Raw genomic sequence first — 18,588 nt, forward strand, 5'->3', positions numbered from 1 at the left:
TCGCTATAGCGTGCAGTGTTGGTCGGCTCCCTCCGGCGCGATCAGGATCGCGCGCAGATCGTTGACGTTGGTGCGGGTCGGCCCGGTGACGATCAGGTCGCCGAGCGCCTCGAAAAAGGGATAGGCCTGGTTCGCGTCGAGCATCGCCTGCGCGTCGAGGCCGAGCGTGCGGGCGCGGGCGAGCGTGTCGGGCGCGACGATCGCGCCGGCATTGTCCTCCGTGCCGTCGATGCCGTCGGTGTCGCAGGCGATGGCATGGATGCGCGGGGCGCCGTCGAGCGCGATGGCGAGGCCAAGCAGATATTCCAGGTTGCGGCCGCCGCGGCCGTCGGGATTGGTCACGCGCACCGTGGTTTCGCCGCCCGACAGGATGGCGTGAGCCCGACCGTCAGCCGCGAGCTGGAGGGCAAGGGCGGCGTGCTCTGCGCCGAGCTGCCTGGCCTCGCCTTCGAGATGATCGCCGAGATCGGTGACCGCATAGCCCTGATCCTCGGCAAGGCGCGTTGCCGCCACCAGCGCATCGCGGGCACGAGCGACGACCAGGACCTCCCCGCGCACCATGGCGGGCGCGGGGGTCTCGTTGGCGGGGTCGTCCAGCGCGGCTGCAACGTTTTCGGGCAAGGCGATACGGTGGTGGGCGAGGATTTCGCGGGCCGTTTCCAGGGTCGTGTGGTCGGCCACCGTGGGCCCGCTGGCGACGAAGCTCGGGTCGTCGCCGGGCACGTCGGAGATGATCAGGGTGGTGACCCGCGCCGGCGCGGCGGCGACGGCGAGGCGGCCGCCCTTCACCGTCGAGAGGTGTTTGCGCACGCTGTTGATCTCGGCGATGGTCGCGCCGGAGCGGAGCAGCGCGCGAGTCACCGCCTGCTTGTCGGCGAGCGAGACGCCAGGGACCGGCAGGGTCAGCAGGGCCGAGCCGCCGCCGGAGACCAAAGCGAGCAGCCGATCCTCCGGCCCGAGCCGCCGCACCAGCGCGAGCGCGCGGGTCGCCGCGGCGAGGCTGTCGGCGTCGGGCACGGGATGCCCTGCCTCGATCACCTCGAAATCGGACGGGAGATGGTGGGGCGGTCCGGAATGGCCATGGCGCGTGATGACCAGGCCGGACAGCGACCCGGGCACCATGCCGGCCGCGACCGAGGCCATCGCCGCGGCCGCCTTGCCGACCGCGACGATCAGGGTGCGGCCGGCAACGGGTTCTCCAACACTGTCGGCTGGGATGCAGCGTTCGGCGGTGACCGCATCGACCGCCGTATCGAACAGGGCCCGGAGCAACTGGCGCGGCGGCATCGCCGCGTCGGGCACAGCCGTCACCGGCGGCGTGTCCGCGCGGGATTCAGGCATGGCCCCGATGGCGGCAAACGCATCTCCTGTCCCTTTTCCGCCGCACCTCTCGGGGGCGGACCAGCGGCACTTTCCGTGAAAGGGCGGGCGACTGCAATGTCAGTGTTGGCGGGCGGGCATTATTCCGACAATTGTTTCAGGCGCTGCACGGCATGGGCGTTGTTCGGGTCGAGGTCGAGCGACCGCTTGTAGCTGGCGATCGCCGCTACCTTGTCGCCGTTGAGCGCATAGGCGTCTGCCAGGCTGTCATGGGCGTTGCCGCTTTGCGGGAACAGCTCGGCGCCGATCTTCAGCACGGCCAGCGCCTGCTGCGGCTTGCCGAAGCCGAGCAGGCGATAGCCCCAGTCGTTGAGCTCCTGCTCGTCGACCCTGAAGCCGGGGTCGCGCCGCAATCCGGCCAGGACGTCCGCCGCCTTGTCATAACCCTGCCGGTCGAGCGCCGCCCGGAGCGCGGCCACGCCCTCCAGCCGCATGCCGGGGATGAAGAGCGCGGCGATCTCGTCGACCATGTCCTCCGGCGCGGCGCCGGCGAGGTTGGTGAGGACGACCACGCCGACATGGTCATCGGGATAGAGGAACATCGCCGAGCGCGACCCGCCGGTCATGCCGACGCTGCGATGCTGCGCCCGGCCCATCACCAGCCAGCCCATGCCCCATTGGCCGGGCGCTCCGCTGGTGAAGGGCACGCGCGTCCACATCGCCTGCCGCGCCGCCGGGCCGAGCAGGCGACCGTCGAGGATCGCGTTCATCCAGCGCGCCATGTCGGCGGCGGTGCTGTCCATGCCCGAGGCAGCGCGATGCCTGGGCGAGAAGGTCTCGAACAGGCCGCGCCGCACGCCGTGGTCCAGGCCGTAGACGGCGGCCTTGCCGGGCACCACGTCGCGGCCGTCGTGAAGCCCGGTCGCGGGCATGCCGACCAGCGTGGTCTGGGCGAGCACCACCGGATCGTCGAGCGGGCGGCCGTCGAGCTTGTTGAGGATGTTCTGGACTAGCGCGTAATTGGTCTGGCTGTAATCGAAGCGTTCGCCGGGCGGGAACCGGACCGGCTGGGCGAGCGCCCAGGCCCAGGCCGCCGCTTCGTCGCCCTGCCGGCTGCCCGCGCTCCCCGCGAAGTTGGGCAGACCCGAACTGTGGCTGAGCAATTGCCGCACGGTCACGCCGCGCCACGCCTCGGGCAGGCCGCCCAGATAGTCGCCGACGCGCTTCGACAGGTCGAGCCGGCCCGCCTCGACCGCGCGCATCGCGGCGACGCCGGTAAAAGCCTTGGTGATCGAGTTGATCGAGAAGATCGTGCCGTCAGTGACCGGCACCGGCGTCTGCAAATTGGCGACGCCATAATGACGGAGCAGCACCACCCGGCCGTTCCGGACCACCGCGAGCTGGGCGCCCGGAATCTGCCGCTCCGCCATCGCGCGGCGCATGATCGCATCGACCTGGACGCCCGGGTCCGGCGCTGCCCGTGCCGGTGCAGCGGCGAACGCCAGCAGCGCGAACGCGTAGCAGAACAATGCCCTGATCCGCATCAGGCGCCTGCCTGCGCGGCAGCGCGCGCCGCGCGGTAATCGAGCACCTCGCGCACCGGCAGCTTCCGGTGCGTGCCGACCATGCGGTAGGGCAGCTCGCCCCGGGTCAACAGCTTGACGAGGTGCGGGCGCGACATGTTGAGCAGGTCGGCCGCCTGTTGCGTGGTCAGCTCGGCCTCGACCGGGACGACCGCGACGGCATTGCCCTTGCCCGTCTCCGCCACCATCCGCAGCAGCGCGCGGAACACCGTCGCGGGCAGCATGATCGCCTCCCGGCCGGACCCGGCGCGCAGGCTGACCGAGTCGTCGCCGCGATCGAGCCGGGACAATTGGTCGGCCGCGGCGCGCGCGGCATCGATCTCGGCGCCGCTGGGCGGGCGGACATCGGCCATGTTCAGCGCCCATTCGGCCATTGCGCTCCTGCCCGACGTCATTGGCGGGCACCTTGCGGAGAGGGGGTCTCGCGTCGCATCGCTGCTCCTGGGATCGCGGACAAGCCGGGGGCGTCCGCCGTCGCACGGTTGGTCAATTTTCGGGTAATGCGAGGGGGTTGTTAGCCCGCCCCGTCGCCGGCGCCGTGCCGTTTGTCGACCTCGTCCATGCGCTGGCCGATCAGGTGCCACAGATCGATGTCCGGCCGCGCCCGCCGCGCCGCGGCGGCATAGGCCGGGGTGACGCCCAGCCTGGCGAGCTGGACGAGCTTCCTCGACGGGATGCCGTCGAACCCGGCCTCGCGCATGCCGGTGACCAGCGCCGGCGTGACGCCGTAGAGATGGTAGCCGACGAAATCATAAAGGTTGGGCGGTGCCGCGCCCACGGCACGGAATGCCGCGACGTCGCTGGCGCGGGCGCCGTGCGACCAGAGGATCTGGAGCTGCTTCGCATTGGGCAGGCCAAGCCCGAGCGCCGCGATCGAGCGCAGATAGTCGGGCGTGATGCCGTCCTTCTCCAGCAACGGCAGCGCGCGCAGGTCCCCGCCATAGCCCGCACGGAGCATTGCCGACTCATAGGATTCGGCGACCGGCGCGGGCGCGGGCGGGGTCGGATCGATGCTGACCGCCCCCACCGCAGCAACGACCGGCAGCGGCTGAGGCACCGCCGGCGCGATTGCCTCCGTCACGCGCGTGCTGGCCGTGAAACGCGCGGTGCCGTCGATCGCGACCCGCACGATCGGCGCCGGCTTTGCCCGGACCGGCGGCACGACGGACGCTCGCGCCCGGGGGAGGAACGAGACGGTGCACAGGCCCAGCGCAGCGATGCCGGCCAGCATCAGCGGCGCCGCGCGGCGGGGCGCCGGCACGGTCTCGCCCAGGATATGCGCGACCCGGAGGCGCAGCGCCGAGGCGGGCCGGTGGCCGTCGATCGCAAGGGCGAGCGCGGGGGCGAGTGCGGGGGCGAGCGCGGGGCCGCGTGCTGCCTCGAGCGCGCACAAGGCAGTGGCGAAGGCGAGCGGGTCGCCGCACGCCGCCAGCGCGAGATCGTCGCAGCAATGCTCGCGCTCCTCGCGCAGCCGCCGGCCGATCCACCACACCGCCGGATGGAAGAAGAACAGGGTCTCGACCAGCGTTTGCAGCAGGTTCCAGAGATAATCGGCGCGGCGGACATGGGCGAGCTCATGCGCCAGCACTGCCTCGAGCTGATCGGGCGTCAGCGCGGCGAGCGCCGAGACCGGCACGACCACGACCGAGCGGAACAGCCCCATGACGAAGGGGCCGGACGCCTGCAGGGACAGCCGCAGCCCGACCGGCCGCAGCTTCATCCGGGTGCAAAGCCGCGAAACCATCGCCGCCAGGGGCGCGGGCACCGCCAGGTCGGCCGCGCGGACGAAGCGGCGCAGCACGACCCACCCGCCGATCGCCCGGGCCGACAGGAACGACACGCCGGCAAGCCAGGCCATGTCGAGCCAGAACAGCAGCGCGCCGTGCTCCGGCGACCAGGCCGGCCGGAACGTCGCCCCGGCCTTCATCGCGGCGAGCGCCAGGGGCACGTCCTCCTCGGAGATCGGGATGGTAAGGGGCAGCCCGACGACCCGAGCCAGCGCCTCCTGATGGATCAGGGTGGCAATCGCCGTGGCGACCATCGCCAGCAGCGCCGCCAGCGCCAGCCCGTACCGCGCCCGGCTGCTCATGCCGGAAAGCGCCCGATCGATGCCGCCATAGACAAAGGCGATCGCCGCCGCCTGCCAGCAGAAATGGATCAGGGTCCAGGCCAGTGCGTCGGCGTGCAAGGTCACGGTTTCGGCCTCTTCGCGTCGATCAGCTTGCGGATCTCGCTGAGCTCGTCGGCGTCGACCGCCTCCATCGACAGCGCATGCATGGCGAGCTGCGCGGCCGATCCGGCGAACAGCCGCGTGGTCAGATCGCGCAGCAACTGGCTCTGGGTGTCGCTCTGGCTGGCGGCGGCGCGGTAGAGATGCGCCTTGCCCTGCTCGGTCCGCTCGACCAGGCCCTTCTCGGTCATGATCTGCAGCGTCTTGAGCACTGAGGTGTAGCCGCGCGGGCGATCCTGGCCGAGGCCGTCGAACAGCTCGCGCACCGTCGCCTCGCCCTTGGCCCACAGCGCCGCGAGCAGCTCCAGCTCGGCCTCGGTGGGTTTGGGAAGATCGGGCTTCGTCATGCCCGACTCTCTATACGAAGAACTTCGTAGGTGTCAACGAAGACTTTCGTAGGTTGGTTTTGGGGCGGCGCCTCAGCCATAGCCGCGAGGGCTGAAATCAAGGACCGGGAATGGCGGGGCCGGTTTCGAGTCAGCGGCCGGTGGCTGTGGCGATTTCGGCTTTGGCTTCGACTTTGGGATCGGGGCGACCGGCGTTGGTGCCGAATCTGTATCAGGGGCTGTGCCTTCATCCGGGCATGAGCGGGGTTCCGACTCCAGGCCGGCGTCCGGCGCCACCTCCTTCGACGGCGGCTCTCGCGGGGGCATCGGGGTGGCGCGCTTATGCTCCTCCGCGCGGGCGAGCGCCTTTTCGACCATCCGGGCGGCGCTGAAACCGTCTTGGTCCTCCGGCTGCTGCGCGCCCCATTTCTTCGGCTGGCGCACACGGAGCCATTGCAGCGCGGCGACCGGATCGGGCGGGAGGTGATGCAGATAGCTCGCATAGACCGGGTCCTCGCCGGCGTGCTTGAACACCCTGGTGCGCTTGACCGTGCAACCGACCGCGCGGGAATAGAGCGCGCGCTCGACGCGGGCGTCGGCATGGTCCTTGCCGACGACGACTGCCTCGGCGAATTCCTCATGCATGTTGCGCCAGCGATAGATGGTGCGGACGCAAACCGCGAAATAGTCGGCGAGTTCCTCGTCGGTGGCGCCGCGGCGGCAAAAGTCACGGGCATCGTCGGCGAATTCTGGTTTGTACCTCATGGTGCCGGGATAGCGGTGGTGGGGTGAGGTTTGAATCGATGGGGTGGGCGGTCAAAATGTCAGGGAGTTTGCTGACATTTTCGATGGCGAGAGAAAATGCATATTATTTATATTAATCAATATCCTAATGAAAATTTGACTAGCCTTTCAGGCCGCTCTCCGAGGTGCGAGAAGCACCTCGGTCTCGACATGCTCGTTGAAGAGCCCGGTCGGATTTACGCTCAGCAATGCCTGAGTCAGCGCTGTTTCGAAGGCCCCGGCGTCGTTGCCGAAGAGCGGTCGAGAGGAGCTCGATATCGAGTAGATGCAGCCGATTATCGAGCCGATATCCCTCGTGATCGTGCCCGGGAATTCGTGACAGGTGAATTCCGAGAAGTGGTGCGATCGAAGAAGCGCGGGCTCGTGCCGCGGTTCCTGGGGATTGGCTTTCGGGTGACGAAGTCGCGGCCCCAGGAACTTCTCGACGATCTTTTGAGCCAGCGGTTCCCAGCTCTCCTGGGGACGGCGCCTGCCTCCATTCACCAGCGCCAGCCCTCCACCGTCCGATTGGAGGAGCGCAAGTTTCCGAAGCACCTGATCGCGATCCATCCAGTGAAAGGATTGACCAAGCGTCGCCACCCGGAACGGACCGGCTTCCAAAGAGATGTGCTCAGCCCTGGAGTGGCACCAATCGATATTCCGGCCCCCTCTCAACGCGGCCAGGCGGCGCCCTTCGGCGATCATGTCCGCGTCCGGGTCCACCGCAAGGACTTCGGCGACCCGATGCGACAGGGGGATCGCTATCGTGCCCGGTCCGCATCCGAGGTCCAGAGCACGTACCGCAGGGCTGAGGTCATAGGCTGCGGCAATGAAGTCGAACGCCGCCGGCGCGTAAGGCGCCCGGAAGCGATCATAATATGCCGCCGTTCCGGCAAAAGGCGATGCATCCAAAGACCCGGGCATAGTGCGGCAAAAGCACGGAGGGCCCGTTGCGGGCAAGAGCGGGATTGCGGTCGATGGCGTCATATCGGCAGGGCATCGGGAGTCCGCAGCTACCGTGCCCAATGCGCGAACCGCACCTGCGGATCGGTGGATAGTGTCTCCGAAATTCCCGGCGCCTTCCGGCTCGGTCGAACGAGGTTCGTCATCCCCGCCCGGGCCAGTGGCGGGCGGGGATGACGCTGCCATCAGACCCCAGTCATGCGGGCCGCCCTGGTCGCTTTGGTCCACCAGCTCAGCTCGTCGAGCGCGGCGGTGGCGGACTGGATCAGATTGGCCTCGATCGTCTCGATCGGCCGATTGCCGAAATACGGGTGGATCGCCATGAAGTCGCCACCGCCGATATGGACGGCGGATTTGGTCGAGACCATCTGCAGCTCGACCCCGATGCCGCGCAAATGCTCGACAGCGCGCGTGGCGCCCGTGCCGCCATAGCCGATCGCGGTGAACGGCTTGCGGTTCCATTCCTTATAGGCCTGGTCGAGTGCGTTCTTCAGCACGCCGGTGATCGAATGATTATATTCGGCAACGACGAAGATATAACCGTCATATTGACCGATCGTCTGCTGCCAGCGGACCGCTTCCGGGCTTTCGCTCGGCGCCCAGAGGTTCGACATTGCCTCGTCGAAGAAGGGCATGGGATGATCCCGCAGGTCGACAAGCTCGACATCCATGTCGTCGCGCGCCCTGACCTGCTTCAGCATCCACTGGGCGGGCGTGTCAGCGAAGCGGGTCGGGCGGGTGGACCCGATGATGAGGGCGATCCGGGGCTTGGCAGTCATTGGCAATCTCGCATTCGGTGGTTTCTTGAGGTAACCTAATTACGTATCGTTACCGGGACGGGACAAGGAGGCACCTTGGCGACACTAGATAACCGCAGGGAAACCGGCCCGCATTGCGAGGCGGAAAACGCGTCGGCGTGCGAGCACATCAGCCGCACGCTCGCGCGGATCAGCGACAAATGGTCGATGCTTGTCGTGCGGGTGCTCGGAAAAGGTCCTTGCCGATTCAACGCCCTCAGGCGCGAAATCGGCGAGATCAGCCAGAAGATGCTCGCGTCGACGCTTCGCGATCTGGAAGAGCATGGATTCGTCTCGCGGACCGTGACGCCGGTGACGCCGCCTCAGGTCGAATATGCGCTGACCGACCTGGGCCGCGAGTTTCTGGAACCGGTGCGGGCACTTGCCGAATGGGTGATGACGAACGCCCCCCGGATGGACCGGGCGCGCGCCGCCTATGCAGCGCGGCGCGCGGGCCCGTAGCGTGGTCGGCGCGGTCTTCCGCTGGCAGCACGGCGACCGTTTAGGGATTTGGGGGCACTATCCCTGACTGGGCACCTCGTTCGCGGAAGAGCTGGCCATGGAGCGTTGCAGGTAATTCAGTATAGCGCCCTCAAGATCTCATTTAGTAAACTGTCACCGTAATTGCACCGTAATTGCACCGTAATTGTAATATTGTCACCGTAGTAGGCGGATGGGGATGATGGAAAAAATTGTTCGAGATCGCATTCCGGATATCATGCGCGCCGCCAACAAGGTACCGCGCTTTCGCGTCGCCGCGTCCGCTGAACGACATCCTCTCCTGCTCGCAAAGCTATACGAAGAATGTCGTGAATTCGAACAGGACCGTTCGGTAGCGGAGCTGGCTGACATTTTGGAGGTTGTTTACGCACTTGCAGCCTGCCTGGGCGCGACATCGGAAGAATTACATCAAATACGGCACGATAAGCTCGCCGAGCGCGGTGGATTTCTCGAAGGATACGTGCTTGAAATATAGCGACCGCGAGAGGAGGGTGCGTGGAAGCCGGCTGTACGTTCTGCCTCGAAATTGAAGTCGGCCGGAGCCGCGTCACCTCAGCGGAGTCCAGCCCTTATTTTTTCTGGGAAGGCGACGACGTATTTGTCGTTGCCGACATTGCTCCAATCGTTGCCGGGCACATCCTGATCGTATCGAAACATCACCGGACAAATTTCTGGGACGATTGGCGGACCACCGGCTCGGAACTCCACAAGATCATAGCGCTCTACCGTCGCTTCAGCGCCAGCCATTTGGGCAAGGCCGTAGTCGCGTTCGAGCATGGAGTAGCCGGGTCGCTGCGGGAGGAGAGGGGCGCATGCATTGATCATGCGCACGTCCACCTGGCGCCCATCAACGGTACATTGTTGCCGCAAGCCCGTGAGGCCGGTGCGTGGCTGACCGACTGGCCGGACGCGCGCCACCAGGGGCCAGAAGCGCAATGCTACCTGCTGAACGACACCGACGGCGGCGAATACGCCCTCGCCACAGAGCATTTCGAGAGTCAATTTTTTCGCTTCGTCCTTGCCCGACACGCCGGATCAGCCTTTTGGGACTGGAAGGATTTCATCGATTTTCGGGACGCGTTGGGTGCCAAGACACGGTATGCCGAGACAGTGGCCATCCTGCGGCGAGCGCTGGGCGATCCGGATCATGGCGGGTGTGATTGAGGGGGGCGGATGAAAGAGTTTCTGAAGCGATATGTCGCCATTCCGGGCGCCGCCAGCCTCTCTACATTCGGCGTCCTGTGGACTTTTGCCGACTCGCTGGGCGTGCCGCCCGGCGCAAAGACCGCCTTGATTACGGCTGGGCTGGCTGCGCTGGTTTCGATCTTTTCGATCCTGGTCCGACGTATTTCCACTCTAGCGGAAGAGGTTGTCCGCATGGAAAGCGCGCTTCAATCTGCCGAAGCACGGAAAAGCTATTGCTGCGTCATGGACCAAAAAACGCCAGCCTGCCCCCTTGGTGTATCGCGAATCGTCACGCATTCCGAAGACACTATTCGCCCGAGCCTGCAAAAGGCACAGCGTTCGCTTCGCTGGTTTGGACTAAGCGCCTTCAACGTTCTCCATAATAACTACGACATATTCGAACAAAAGCGCGACGTCCGTTTTGAATTTTCCATTTTATCCAAGAGCAATACTGGATTGCACCGCGAGGTGGATCGTTACTTTGGCGACGTTCGAGGAAAACTGAACGCCAAAGAGCTGATCATGGAGAGCGAAAAGCTCATCCGTCGGGTGGAGAAGGACCTCAATGCCAAAGTGAATGTCGTATGGCATAATCAGATGCCTACATTTCGAATAATCTCGATCGACGGAGATTTGACATATGTCTCATTCTATCAACGCGGCGTGGATGCGTTGAAATCGTTCCAGCTTGAACTGACGCATGACCCGGCGATTCAGTTTCCCATCAAGGACTGGTTCGACGCGTTCCTGGACAAATCCGCCATCACGGAGCGATACAATGGCCTCGGAGAGGAGTGATTCCCAGTCCACGCGGGAGGTATATGATGCGATCGCCGAGCATTATGGCGATCGGCATTCCGGTATCTCCAATCCGTATCGCAAGTTGGAGCGCTTTGTTCCCTCAGCGGGGCGCTACGCACTTGATGTTGGCTGCGGCCCCGGCCGCGACACGCTTCAGCTCGCGAAGCATTTCGATCGCGTCCTGGGCCTGGACGTATCCGAAAATATGGTTTCGCTCGCTCGGCAAGCGGCGTTCAGCCCGAACATCGAATTCAGAAGACTGGATATTCTCGACCTTGATGATGGGCCTTTCGACTTCATCTGGGCGAACGCCATTCTCCATCACCTGAATCCGGACGAGCTGCAACGGTGCTTCGATGTTTTTTCCAAATGCTCGAGTGACGCCTGCTCGATCGCGATCACCGTTCGAACCGATATCAAGCATGGCTTCGATGATGAATATCCAGGCCATCCGCGCCTCTATTTTGGATACAGCGCCGATGAGCTGGCAGCTCTGGCGGAAAATATCGGGTGTTCGGTTACATTTCAGGAAGAGCAAAAGACCAGCCGCAAAGCGTGGTTGTTTGTCCTTCTGAGCAAAGGCTGAGCTCGCCGGGCGAGCTCCGTCGCGGTGGGAAAGATGCCCCGCCTCGATTCTGCGCGATCCCGAAGGTACGAATGGGGGCCGACCGTGGGAACGTCATTCGACCATGATGCCGGGGCCGGCAGGCGGTCGCCGGCGATGCCGTCTATTGTTTTTCCTTCGGCTGCCACAGCTCGATCTTGGTGCCGTCCGGGTCGAGAATCCAGGCGAAGCGGCCGCTCGGGTCGCTATCGTCGCGTTTGAGGATCTCGACGCCTTTTGCCTTCAGACGCGCGAGGAAGGCGTCCATGTCGTCGACGGCGAAGTCGAGCATGAACTCGCGGGTGGACGGCGCCAGATAGGTGCTGCCCTGTTTGAGCGCATTCCAGGCAAGAAGCGGCGGATGGCCCGGCGCGTCGTAGCGCAGCATCGCAACGCCATACGCCTCCACCTTGATACCGAGCACGTCGCGGTACCAGGCAGCGAGCGCCTTCGGATCCTTGCTCTTGACGAAGATGCCGCCGACGCCGGTGATCCGTCCGGCCTGTTGAGCCTGCGCCGCACCGGGCGCGCCCAACGTCATCAGCATCGCCCCTACGCCGATCGCCCACCGCATCGCACTCTCCCTGCTTCGACTCGGCCCTTCTTAGCATGAGATGGAAAAGAAGCGCCGCCCCCGCCCTGAGGCGGAGACGGCGCAGATGCCTCAGAACTTCGCGCGGAGGCCCATACTGACCACTCGGCCCAGCGGGCTGGCGCCGTAGGAGTCATAGCCGGGCGACCCGTTGTAGAAAGGCGGGTCGCGATCGAACAGATTCTCGACATCGACATAGATTTCGCTGTCGCCGAGCAAACCGCCCTTCGAGAAATTCCAGGCGAGATGCGTGTCGATCGTCGTGTTCGGGCGAACCCGGTCGCCGCCGGCACCGGTGGGCGCGCCACCGGCCACCACCACCGGGCTGACCGTCGAGCCCGACCAGTTGCGATAGCCGCTGACGTGATTGGCGAAGATGCTCGCCGAAATGCCCTGATATTCCCACATCAGATAGGCGCGGCCCTGGGTACGGATCGACGGGAAGGTGGTGTTGAAACCCGTCGTGCCGAGCACGCTGAAGGTACGGCCACCGGAGAAATTCTGGTCGTACTTCAGGAACTGGGTGACCGAACCGCCCGGCGTGAAGGTGCCGATGCCGGTCGGGATGCGCCAGCTTGCGGCGATGTCGAGGCCCTGGATCGTCAGGTTCAACGTGTTCCGCTGACGGAAGTCGTAGATGTAGTAGATGCGCGTCGGCAGCGCAGTGGTGATCGGGACGTTGCCGATCGCCGCCGCGACGATCGGATCGGTCGGCGACAAGCCGGCGGGATAAAAGACCAGCAGGTTGTTGATCGACGCCGAGTTGATGATCGCCGAGAGCGGGGGCGAGGTGATGCCGCCGCGCAGCTTGTTGTTGAACAGGGTCGTCGAGATGCGCAGCCCCGTGAGGAAATTCCGGGGTGCGAAATCGAAGCCGATCGACCAGGTCGTGCCCTTTTGCGGGTTGAGCGCCGGGTTGCCCGTCTGGATGCGGATGCCCGGGGTGAGGCCGCTGATCTGGCAGAAGCCATTGGCGCAGGGGATGCCCGGGATCAGCGCGACGTCGGGAAAGGACGAGACCGGCACCTGTTGCGTGTCGGTCAGCTGGACGACGGCCGATTCATTGTAGAGGCCATTGGCATTGGGATCGCCGAGTGAGCGCAGCGACGGCGCGACGAACGATTTGGACCAGTTGCCGCGGATCTTGAAGCCGTCGAACACTTCCCAATTGGCGGCGATCTTCGGGTTCGAGGTGCTGCCGAAGTCATTATAATGATCGTAGCGGCCGGACACGCTGATATCGAACTGGCGGATCAGCGGCACGCCCATGTCCGCCCCGATGACGGGCACCAGGATTTCGCCATAAGCCGACTGCACCGACCGGTGAGTCGGGAAGAAGAAGCTCTGGTTGGCGAGGCTCGACGGGCCGGTGCCGTTGGGGCGATCGACCGCCGTGTCGAGCGTGTAGCTGAGCAATTCGCCGCCGAGCGCGATGCGCACCTTGCCGGCGGGCAGATCGAAGACCGACCCGTCGATGCCGATGCGGCCCTGCTTGATGACGTTCTTGCCGCGCTGCGCCGAACGGCTGTCGACGAGGCGCGCCAGCACTGCCGCCGAGGTGCGGTTGCCGGCGGGGCCGTTCCACACATCGAGCGCATTGGCGCCGGTCAGGCTTTGCTGGACGACATCGGTGCGGCCGGGGTTGGACTGGTTGGCGACACCGTTCGCGTTGGTCGTGCCGTTGAGCGCGAGCAAGGCGCAGGCGGTGCAGAGCGTGCCCTGGGTGAGCGCGAGCGTCTCGTCCTGGCCGATCATGCCGAGCGCGGTGATGCGGAAATTCTCGCCCAGGCGATATTCGGCGTTGAGCGTGGCGAACCAGGTCTGCGCCGAATTCTCGCTGGTCGCGCCCGGGCCGAGCAGCTGATCGGCGTTCCAGCGGATCGTCTGGGTCGTGCCCGCCTGCCCCGGCGGGTTGATGAAGAAGGGATTGGCCTGGTCGATCGCATTGGCCGGATCGCCGGCACTGTTGGCGCCGTCAGTCTGGAACACGCGGGCGGAGATGCCGCCGCGCGCGACGCGCGACAGGTTCTTGCGCTTCGAATAGTTGAAGTCGCCCGTGAAGCTCAGATTGTCGCCGACATCCTGGGTGATCTTCACATAGGCGGTGTGGCGAGTCTCCTTGCCGAGACGGTCGGAGAAGATGGTGGTGTCGCACGGCGCGTTGGCGCCGGTGTTCGGAACCGATGCCGTCGCGGTGGGCGACAGGAACACCGGCGCCGAGCCGGACGTGCCCATCTGGATCGTGGCGGGCGAGCAGTTGAAGCTCTGGAAGCTGGTGCCGCCCTCATCGATATGGTTGGGTTGGAGGAAGGGCCGTGCGGCGTAATCGTTGACCAGCGGGCCGGCCTGCGAGAAGCCATAGGCGACCAGCACCGATCCGGTGTCCCAGCGATTCCCGTAGAGCAGGCCCGCGCTATAGGTGCGGTAACCGCCATCGGCGAAGCCGATCTGGCCATTGGCCTGGAAGCCCTTGTAGTTCTTGCGCGTGATGAAATTGACCACGCCGGCGACCGCATCCGACCCGTAGGTCGAGGAGGCGCCCTCGGCGAGGACTTCGACGCGCTCGATTGCGATGGTCGGCAGCATCGAGGGATCGGCCAGCGCATGGTTGGTGCCGCCGAGCGGGAGGCGATGGCCGTCGATCAGGGTCAGGGTCGAATTGGACGCCGACGAGCCGAGGCTGTGGATGGTAGGGGCATAATAGCTGTTGCCCGCGGTCTGCCCGACGCCCGCGCCGCCCAGGCCCGTGATCGAGGGGACGGTCTTCAGGATCTGCTGGACATTGACCGAGCCGGTCTGCTCGATCGATTCCCGGCCGACCGAGACGAGGTTCGCGCCGACCGGCGCGACGCCGCGGATGCTGGTGCCGGTGACGACGATGTCGGCGGTGGGTTCGGCGTCGTCCTGCGGCAGTTGTTCGGTGACCTGAACCGGCGCGGCGGGCGCCGGTGTGGATTGTGCCCAGGCGGGCAAGGCGATCATGGCCCCCATGATCAGCAAAAGGGCTGATATCCTGCGGATCAGCCATCGCATCGGTTGGATCATTTCAGTCTCCCCTGATGGTGCATCGCGCGCATTGCGGATCGGCAAAGCACCACCGCACGCACGCCTCCCGGACCCCACGCCTTCTTGCGGGCGCTGAAGCTTTGTCGTTTTCGAAGCTCGTCGTTTTTCACGGAAATATGGGCGGCGGCCTGCCTGTCCCGCGCGTCTCCTCTCCCTTTTTCCGCCGTTCGGTTCGAAGGACCGAATCGGGCGTTCGGGGATTAGATAGGATGACAGATAGGATATAGGATAGCGAAAACTTGCATACACACTCGAAAAACCGCAACAAAATTCGGCTATTCTCGGACGTTGCGCAGCAATGTTACCGGACACATCGCCCCGCGCCGCGAACGGTCGAGGCGCCAAAAGTGCGGATTTTCGTCAATCGGCGCGATCGGACGGGTTTACCGCTCTCCCGCCGCGAAGGCAGCGATGTTTGCGTTAACGTCCGAGCCGATCAGCCGTCCGATCGGATCAGCTTGATATCGCGATCCGCCGCCCAGGCATGCATGTCCTCACGGCGAAGCGCGGTCGCCATCATGTCGGGGAACTGATCCGGCGTGCAGGCGAACACCGGCACGCCGAGCGCCGCGACCCGGGCCGAGAGCTGCGGGTCATAGGAGGGCCGGCCGCTGTCGGTGAGGGCGAGCAGGACGATGACGTTGACCCCCATCACTGTCAGCCGCGCCAGCCGGTCGACCAGGGAGTTGGCGTTGCCGCCCTCATACATGTCGGAGATCAGGATGAGATGCGCCTTGGACGGGCGTTCGATCCGGCCCTCGCAATAGGCGATCGCCCGGTCGATATCGGTGCCGCCGCCGAGCTGGATGCCGAACAGCACTTCGACCGGATCGGCGAGATCGTCGGTCAGGTCGACCACGGCGGTGTCGAAGCAGACCAGCTTGGTCGCGACCACGGGCAGCGAGGCCATCACTGCCGCGAAGATCGAGGCATAGACGACCGAGCTCGCCATCGATCCGGACTGGTCGACGCACAGCACGACTTCGTCCAGGTCGACGATGCGGCGCTGGTGGCGGCGGAAGCCGACCAGCCGCTCGGGCACCACGGTGCGGTGCGCGGCCTGGTAATGGCGCAGATTGGCGTGGATGGTGCGCGGCCAGTCGATATCGGCGAAGCGCGGCCGGCTGGTCCGTTTCGACCGGTCGAGCGCGCCGCGGATCGCATCCGCGGTGCGGCGTTCGAGTCGCTCCATCAGCTCGGCCACGACCTTGCCGATCACCGCGCGCGCCGTCTCGCGGGTCTTTTCGGGCATCACGCCGCGCAACGAGACAAGGTCGGCGACGAGGTTCACGTCCGCCTCGACAGTCGCCAGGAATTCGGGCTCGAGCAGCATCTGGCGCAGGCCCTTGCGCTCGAACGCGTCCTTCTGGACGACCTGCACCACGGGCGCGGGGAAGAATTCGCGGATGTCGCCGAGCCATTTCGCGACGCGCGGCGCTGAACCGCCCAGGCCGCCGCGCCCCTTCTTGTCGTCCTCGCCATCGCCATAGAGCGCGGTCAGCGCCGCCGACATGCGGCGATCGCCGTCGGACAGCGCCTCTTCCCCATCCTCGACACCGAGCGCGAGCGTCCAGCGGCGGTTGCGTTCGTCGGCCTCGCTCATCGCGGTCCTCCGACCAGCAGGTCGAGAATACGCGCCTCATGCGCTGGCCAAATCTCCGCCGCGCCGGGCATCAGCCGATAGCCATCGGCCGCCCCGCTGCGCCGCGCGAACAGCGCGTCCATCAGCCGCCGCCGCTCATTCTTGTCGAGGATCGAGAAAACGCGGCGGAACAGCGGCAGGTTGGCAGTGAAATCCTCCTCGGCCAAAGTCATCAGCCAGGCATCGACTGCCTCGCGCAGCGGCGCGTCATGGATCAGCCGCTGGCCCGCGCCGGCGAAGAAACCTTCGAAGAAGCCCGCCGCTTCGGCGACCGGCGTGCCGGGCGACAGCATGCGCGAGAGCAGCCCGGCGGCATCCTCCGCGGTCAGCAGGTCCGCCTCGTACAGCAGCCGCGCCGCAACGCCCGCGATCAGCCGCGTCGCCTGGTCGTCCTCCAGCAAGCGCCGCAGCGCGCGGTGCCATTGTTCGTCGACATCCTCGTCGAGCTCGGCGAGCTGGATCGCCTTGTCGGCGGCGAGCAGCGTGTTGCGCAGCGCCGTCGCCGCATCATTATCGAGGTTGCGCGCGGCATAGGGCAGCGCGAGGGCTGCCTCGACCACGATGCGCGGCATCAGCGCGGCGAGATGCTCGGCCGCCCCTGCCCGCGCCTCGCCATACCGCAGCATGTCGGCCATCGGCGGGAGCGCGGCGAGCAGGGCCTGGCAATCGCTGGTCAGCGCTGCCTTCTTCTCCAGCGCGGCGATGCCGAACTCGATCGCTTTCGCCAGATCGGCGACCATCGCGTCGCGCGCCAGCTTGGCCAGCGCGCCGAGATCGGGCTCGGCCTGCATCGCCTCGATCACTCGGCCGGCGGCGGCCTCGGCGATGGTCGAGCCATAGACGAGATGCTCGACCAGCCTGACCGCGAACTCAGGCTCCCAACAGAGCCGCCAATTCTCGCGGAAAGTGCCGCGGCTGCGCCCGGCATCGGCGAGCCGGCCCCAGGGCACATCGAGCGCGGTCAGCCGGTGCAGCAGCGTCGATCGCATCAGCCCGGACTCGCTGCGCAGATCGAGCGTCAGTTCGCGTTCCAGCGCTTCGGGTTTCAGGCGGGTCGCCTTTTGCTGGCGCTGCAGATCCTCAAGCAACGGCGCGAGCGGCGTCGCGGCGGGGATCGATCCGACGCCCGATCCGATCAGCAATTCGGCCGCGACATCGTCCCACACCGCGCGCTCGCCGAAGCAGAGACAGGCGATTGTTGCTTCGCGCAGTTCCTCGAAGCCGGGCGCCGGGCGGCCGCGCAAGGCCGCAAGCGCCGTCCCGAGCCGCTGCGCCTCGATCACTGAGGCAGTCGAGACGAAATGCCCGCGGTCGCGCATCACGCGGGCGACCTTCGCCAGCCAGATACTGTCGCGGTCGACGTCGCCACGCGTTTCCCACAAATGGCCGAACCAGCCGGGCGCCGCCACACCGGCGCCATAGCCGCTTGCCCGGGCGAGGCGCGGCGCGGTCCAGGGCGCCCAGGTCGCCTTGATCTTCACCTTGTGCCGGCCCTTCAGTAGATCGCGGTCCGCGGATAGGCTGTGCTTCGCAGCGAGCGCGGGCACGTGCCAGGCGCCGCATACCACCGCGACCGGGCCGTCGGTTTCCTTCGCGGCGCGCGCGATCTCGATCCGCATATGCGCTTCGCGCGCCGCCTCGCGCATGGAGAGATGCTCGGTCTCGGCGCGGAGCGACGTCATCGCATCGGCGACCGCGGCGAAGACCGGGCCCGAGGCGGGGTTCTGCTCGATCACGTCGGACCACCAGGATTCGCCGTCGTCATAGCCGGCGGCATCGGCCAGCACGCCGATCGGGTCGCGGCTGATCGGGTCCATCGAGGCGAGAAAGCCGCCCTCGTCTTCGGTCTCGCCGCCCGGCCCGGCGAGGCGATCCGAGGCGGGGAGATCGATGAAGCGGAGCGTGGCGCCGTGACGCACCGCCCAGATCGCTGCCTGATATTCGGGGGAATATTCGGCGAACAGGTAGAAGCTGGCGTCGGAGGGATCGTCCTCGGCATAGGTGAGCAGGGCGACCGGCAGAGTCATCTCCGGGTCCACCAGCATCGGCAGCAGGTCCGACGCGTCGGCGGGGCCTTCGATCAGCACGGTGGCGGGCGCGAGCGCGTCCAGTGCCTCGACGAGGCGACGCGCCGAGCCTGGGCCGTGGTGGCGGATGCCGAAGAGGGAGACCTCGCCTGCCATCACCTACCTCTC

At 66.1% G+C, this 18,588-nt stretch carries 17 protein-coding genes; 5 read left to right on the forward strand and 12 right to left on the reverse strand.

What is annotated here, in order from left to right; all coding sequences use genetic code 11:
* Positions 1-3: 3 nt before the first annotated feature.
* The 8 genes from WC729_RS06505 to WC729_RS06540 form a co-directional block, all read right to left on the reverse strand.
* The gene (locus WC729_RS06505) at positions 4-1,341 is read right to left on the reverse strand and encodes a glycerate kinase (protein ID WP_372850725.1); all 1,338 of its coding nucleotides are present in this window, start codon (positions 1,339-1,341) and stop codon (positions 4-6) included.
* 119 nt (positions 1,342-1,460) lie between these two features.
* Positions 1,461-2,864, reverse strand: coding sequence for a serine hydrolase (locus tag WC729_RS06510; protein WP_372850727.1), 1,404 nt, complete (start codon positions 2,862-2,864; stop codon positions 1,461-1,463).
* Positions 2,864-3,298 carry an excisionase family DNA-binding protein gene (locus WC729_RS06515; RefSeq protein ID WP_372850729.1) on the reverse strand — a complete coding sequence of 145 codons (435 nt, stop codon included), beginning with the start codon at positions 3,296-3,298 and terminating at the stop codon, positions 2,864-2,866. The genes WC729_RS06510 and WC729_RS06515 overlap by 1 nt, the downstream gene beginning before the upstream one ends.
* A 119-nt stretch (positions 3,299-3,417) precedes the next feature.
* Positions 3,418-5,097: a M56 family metallopeptidase gene (locus tag WC729_RS06520; protein ID WP_372850731.1), complete on the reverse strand. Its 1,680-nt coding sequence runs from the start codon at positions 5,095-5,097 to the stop codon at positions 3,418-3,420.
* Positions 5,094-5,480, reverse strand: a complete 387-nt coding sequence (locus WC729_RS06525) for a BlaI/MecI/CopY family transcriptional regulator (RefSeq protein ID WP_372850733.1) — start codon at positions 5,478-5,480, stop codon at positions 5,094-5,096. The genes WC729_RS06520 and WC729_RS06525 overlap by 4 nt, the downstream gene beginning before the upstream one ends.
* A 72-nt stretch (positions 5,481-5,552) precedes the next feature.
* Positions 5,553-6,224, reverse strand: a complete 672-nt coding sequence (locus WC729_RS06530; RefSeq protein WP_372850735.1) for a hypothetical protein — start codon at positions 6,222-6,224, stop codon at positions 5,553-5,555.
* A gap of 147 nt (positions 6,225-6,371) precedes the next feature.
* Complete coding sequence (locus tag WC729_RS06535; protein ID WP_372850737.1) at positions 6,372-7,166, reverse strand: class I SAM-dependent methyltransferase; 795 nt, start codon at positions 7,164-7,166, stop codon at positions 6,372-6,374.
* Between the two features lie 224 nt (positions 7,167-7,390).
* Entirely contained in the window at positions 7,391-7,984 is a 594-nt protein-coding gene (locus WC729_RS06540; protein WP_372850739.1) for an NADPH-dependent FMN reductase, read from the reverse strand.
* A 75-nt stretch (positions 7,985-8,059) separates the two neighbouring features.
* Here WC729_RS06540 and WC729_RS06545 point away from each other — a divergent pair, with 75 nt between their 5' ends.
* From WC729_RS06545 to WC729_RS06565, 5 genes are all read left to right on the forward strand, one after another.
* On the forward strand, positions 8,060-8,464 hold the full coding sequence (locus WC729_RS06545) for a winged helix-turn-helix transcriptional regulator (protein WP_372850741.1): 405 nt from the start codon (positions 8,060-8,062) through the stop codon (positions 8,462-8,464).
* A gap of 211 nt (positions 8,465-8,675) precedes the next feature.
* Positions 8,676-8,978 carry a nucleoside triphosphate pyrophosphohydrolase gene (locus tag WC729_RS06550; RefSeq protein WP_372850743.1) on the forward strand — a complete coding sequence of 101 codons (303 nt, stop codon included), beginning with the start codon at positions 8,676-8,678 and terminating at the stop codon, positions 8,976-8,978.
* A 20-nt stretch (positions 8,979-8,998) separates the two neighbouring features.
* The gene (locus tag WC729_RS06555) at positions 8,999-9,667 is read left to right on the forward strand and encodes an HIT family protein (RefSeq protein ID WP_372850745.1); all 669 of its coding nucleotides are present in this window, start codon (positions 8,999-9,001) and stop codon (positions 9,665-9,667) included.
* Between the two features lie 9 nt (positions 9,668-9,676).
* Entirely contained in the window at positions 9,677-10,486 is an 810-nt protein-coding gene (locus WC729_RS06560) for a hypothetical protein (RefSeq protein WP_372850747.1), read from the forward strand.
* Entirely contained in the window at positions 10,467-11,075 is a 609-nt protein-coding gene (locus tag WC729_RS06565) for a class I SAM-dependent methyltransferase (protein ID WP_372850749.1), read from the forward strand. The genes WC729_RS06560 and WC729_RS06565 overlap by 20 nt, the downstream gene beginning before the upstream one ends.
* 142 nt (positions 11,076-11,217) lie before the next feature.
* On the opposite strand, the gene WC729_RS06570 is transcribed toward WC729_RS06565, so the two are convergent.
* The 4 genes from WC729_RS06570 to WC729_RS06585 all read right to left on the reverse strand — a co-directional run bounded on the left by WC729_RS06570 (position 11,218) and on the right by WC729_RS06585 (position 18,576).
* Positions 11,218-11,667 carry a VOC family protein gene (locus tag WC729_RS06570; RefSeq protein ID WP_372850751.1) on the reverse strand — a complete coding sequence of 150 codons (450 nt, stop codon included), beginning with the start codon at positions 11,665-11,667 and terminating at the stop codon, positions 11,218-11,220.
* A gap of 90 nt (positions 11,668-11,757) precedes the next feature.
* Positions 11,758-14,730 (reverse strand): TonB-dependent receptor domain-containing protein, encoded by a 2,973-nt coding sequence (locus WC729_RS06575; RefSeq protein ID WP_372850753.1) that lies wholly within the window; start codon positions 14,728-14,730, stop codon positions 11,758-11,760.
* A 457-nt stretch (positions 14,731-15,187) separates the two neighbouring features.
* Positions 15,188-16,354 (reverse strand): VWA domain-containing protein, encoded by a 1,167-nt coding sequence (locus WC729_RS06580; protein WP_372850755.1) that lies wholly within the window; start codon positions 16,352-16,354, stop codon positions 15,188-15,190.
* Entirely contained in the window at positions 16,351-18,576 is a 2,226-nt protein-coding gene (locus WC729_RS06585) for a DUF5682 family protein (protein WP_372850757.1), read from the reverse strand. Before WC729_RS06585 ends, WC729_RS06580 begins: the two co-directional genes overlap by 4 nt.
* Positions 18,577-18,588 lie beyond the last annotated feature (12 nt).

The organism is Sphingomonas sp. (genome assembly GCF_041661825.1).
In the GTDB taxonomy this organism is placed as follows: Bacteria; Pseudomonadota; Alphaproteobacteria; order Sphingomonadales; family Sphingomonadaceae; genus Sphingomonas.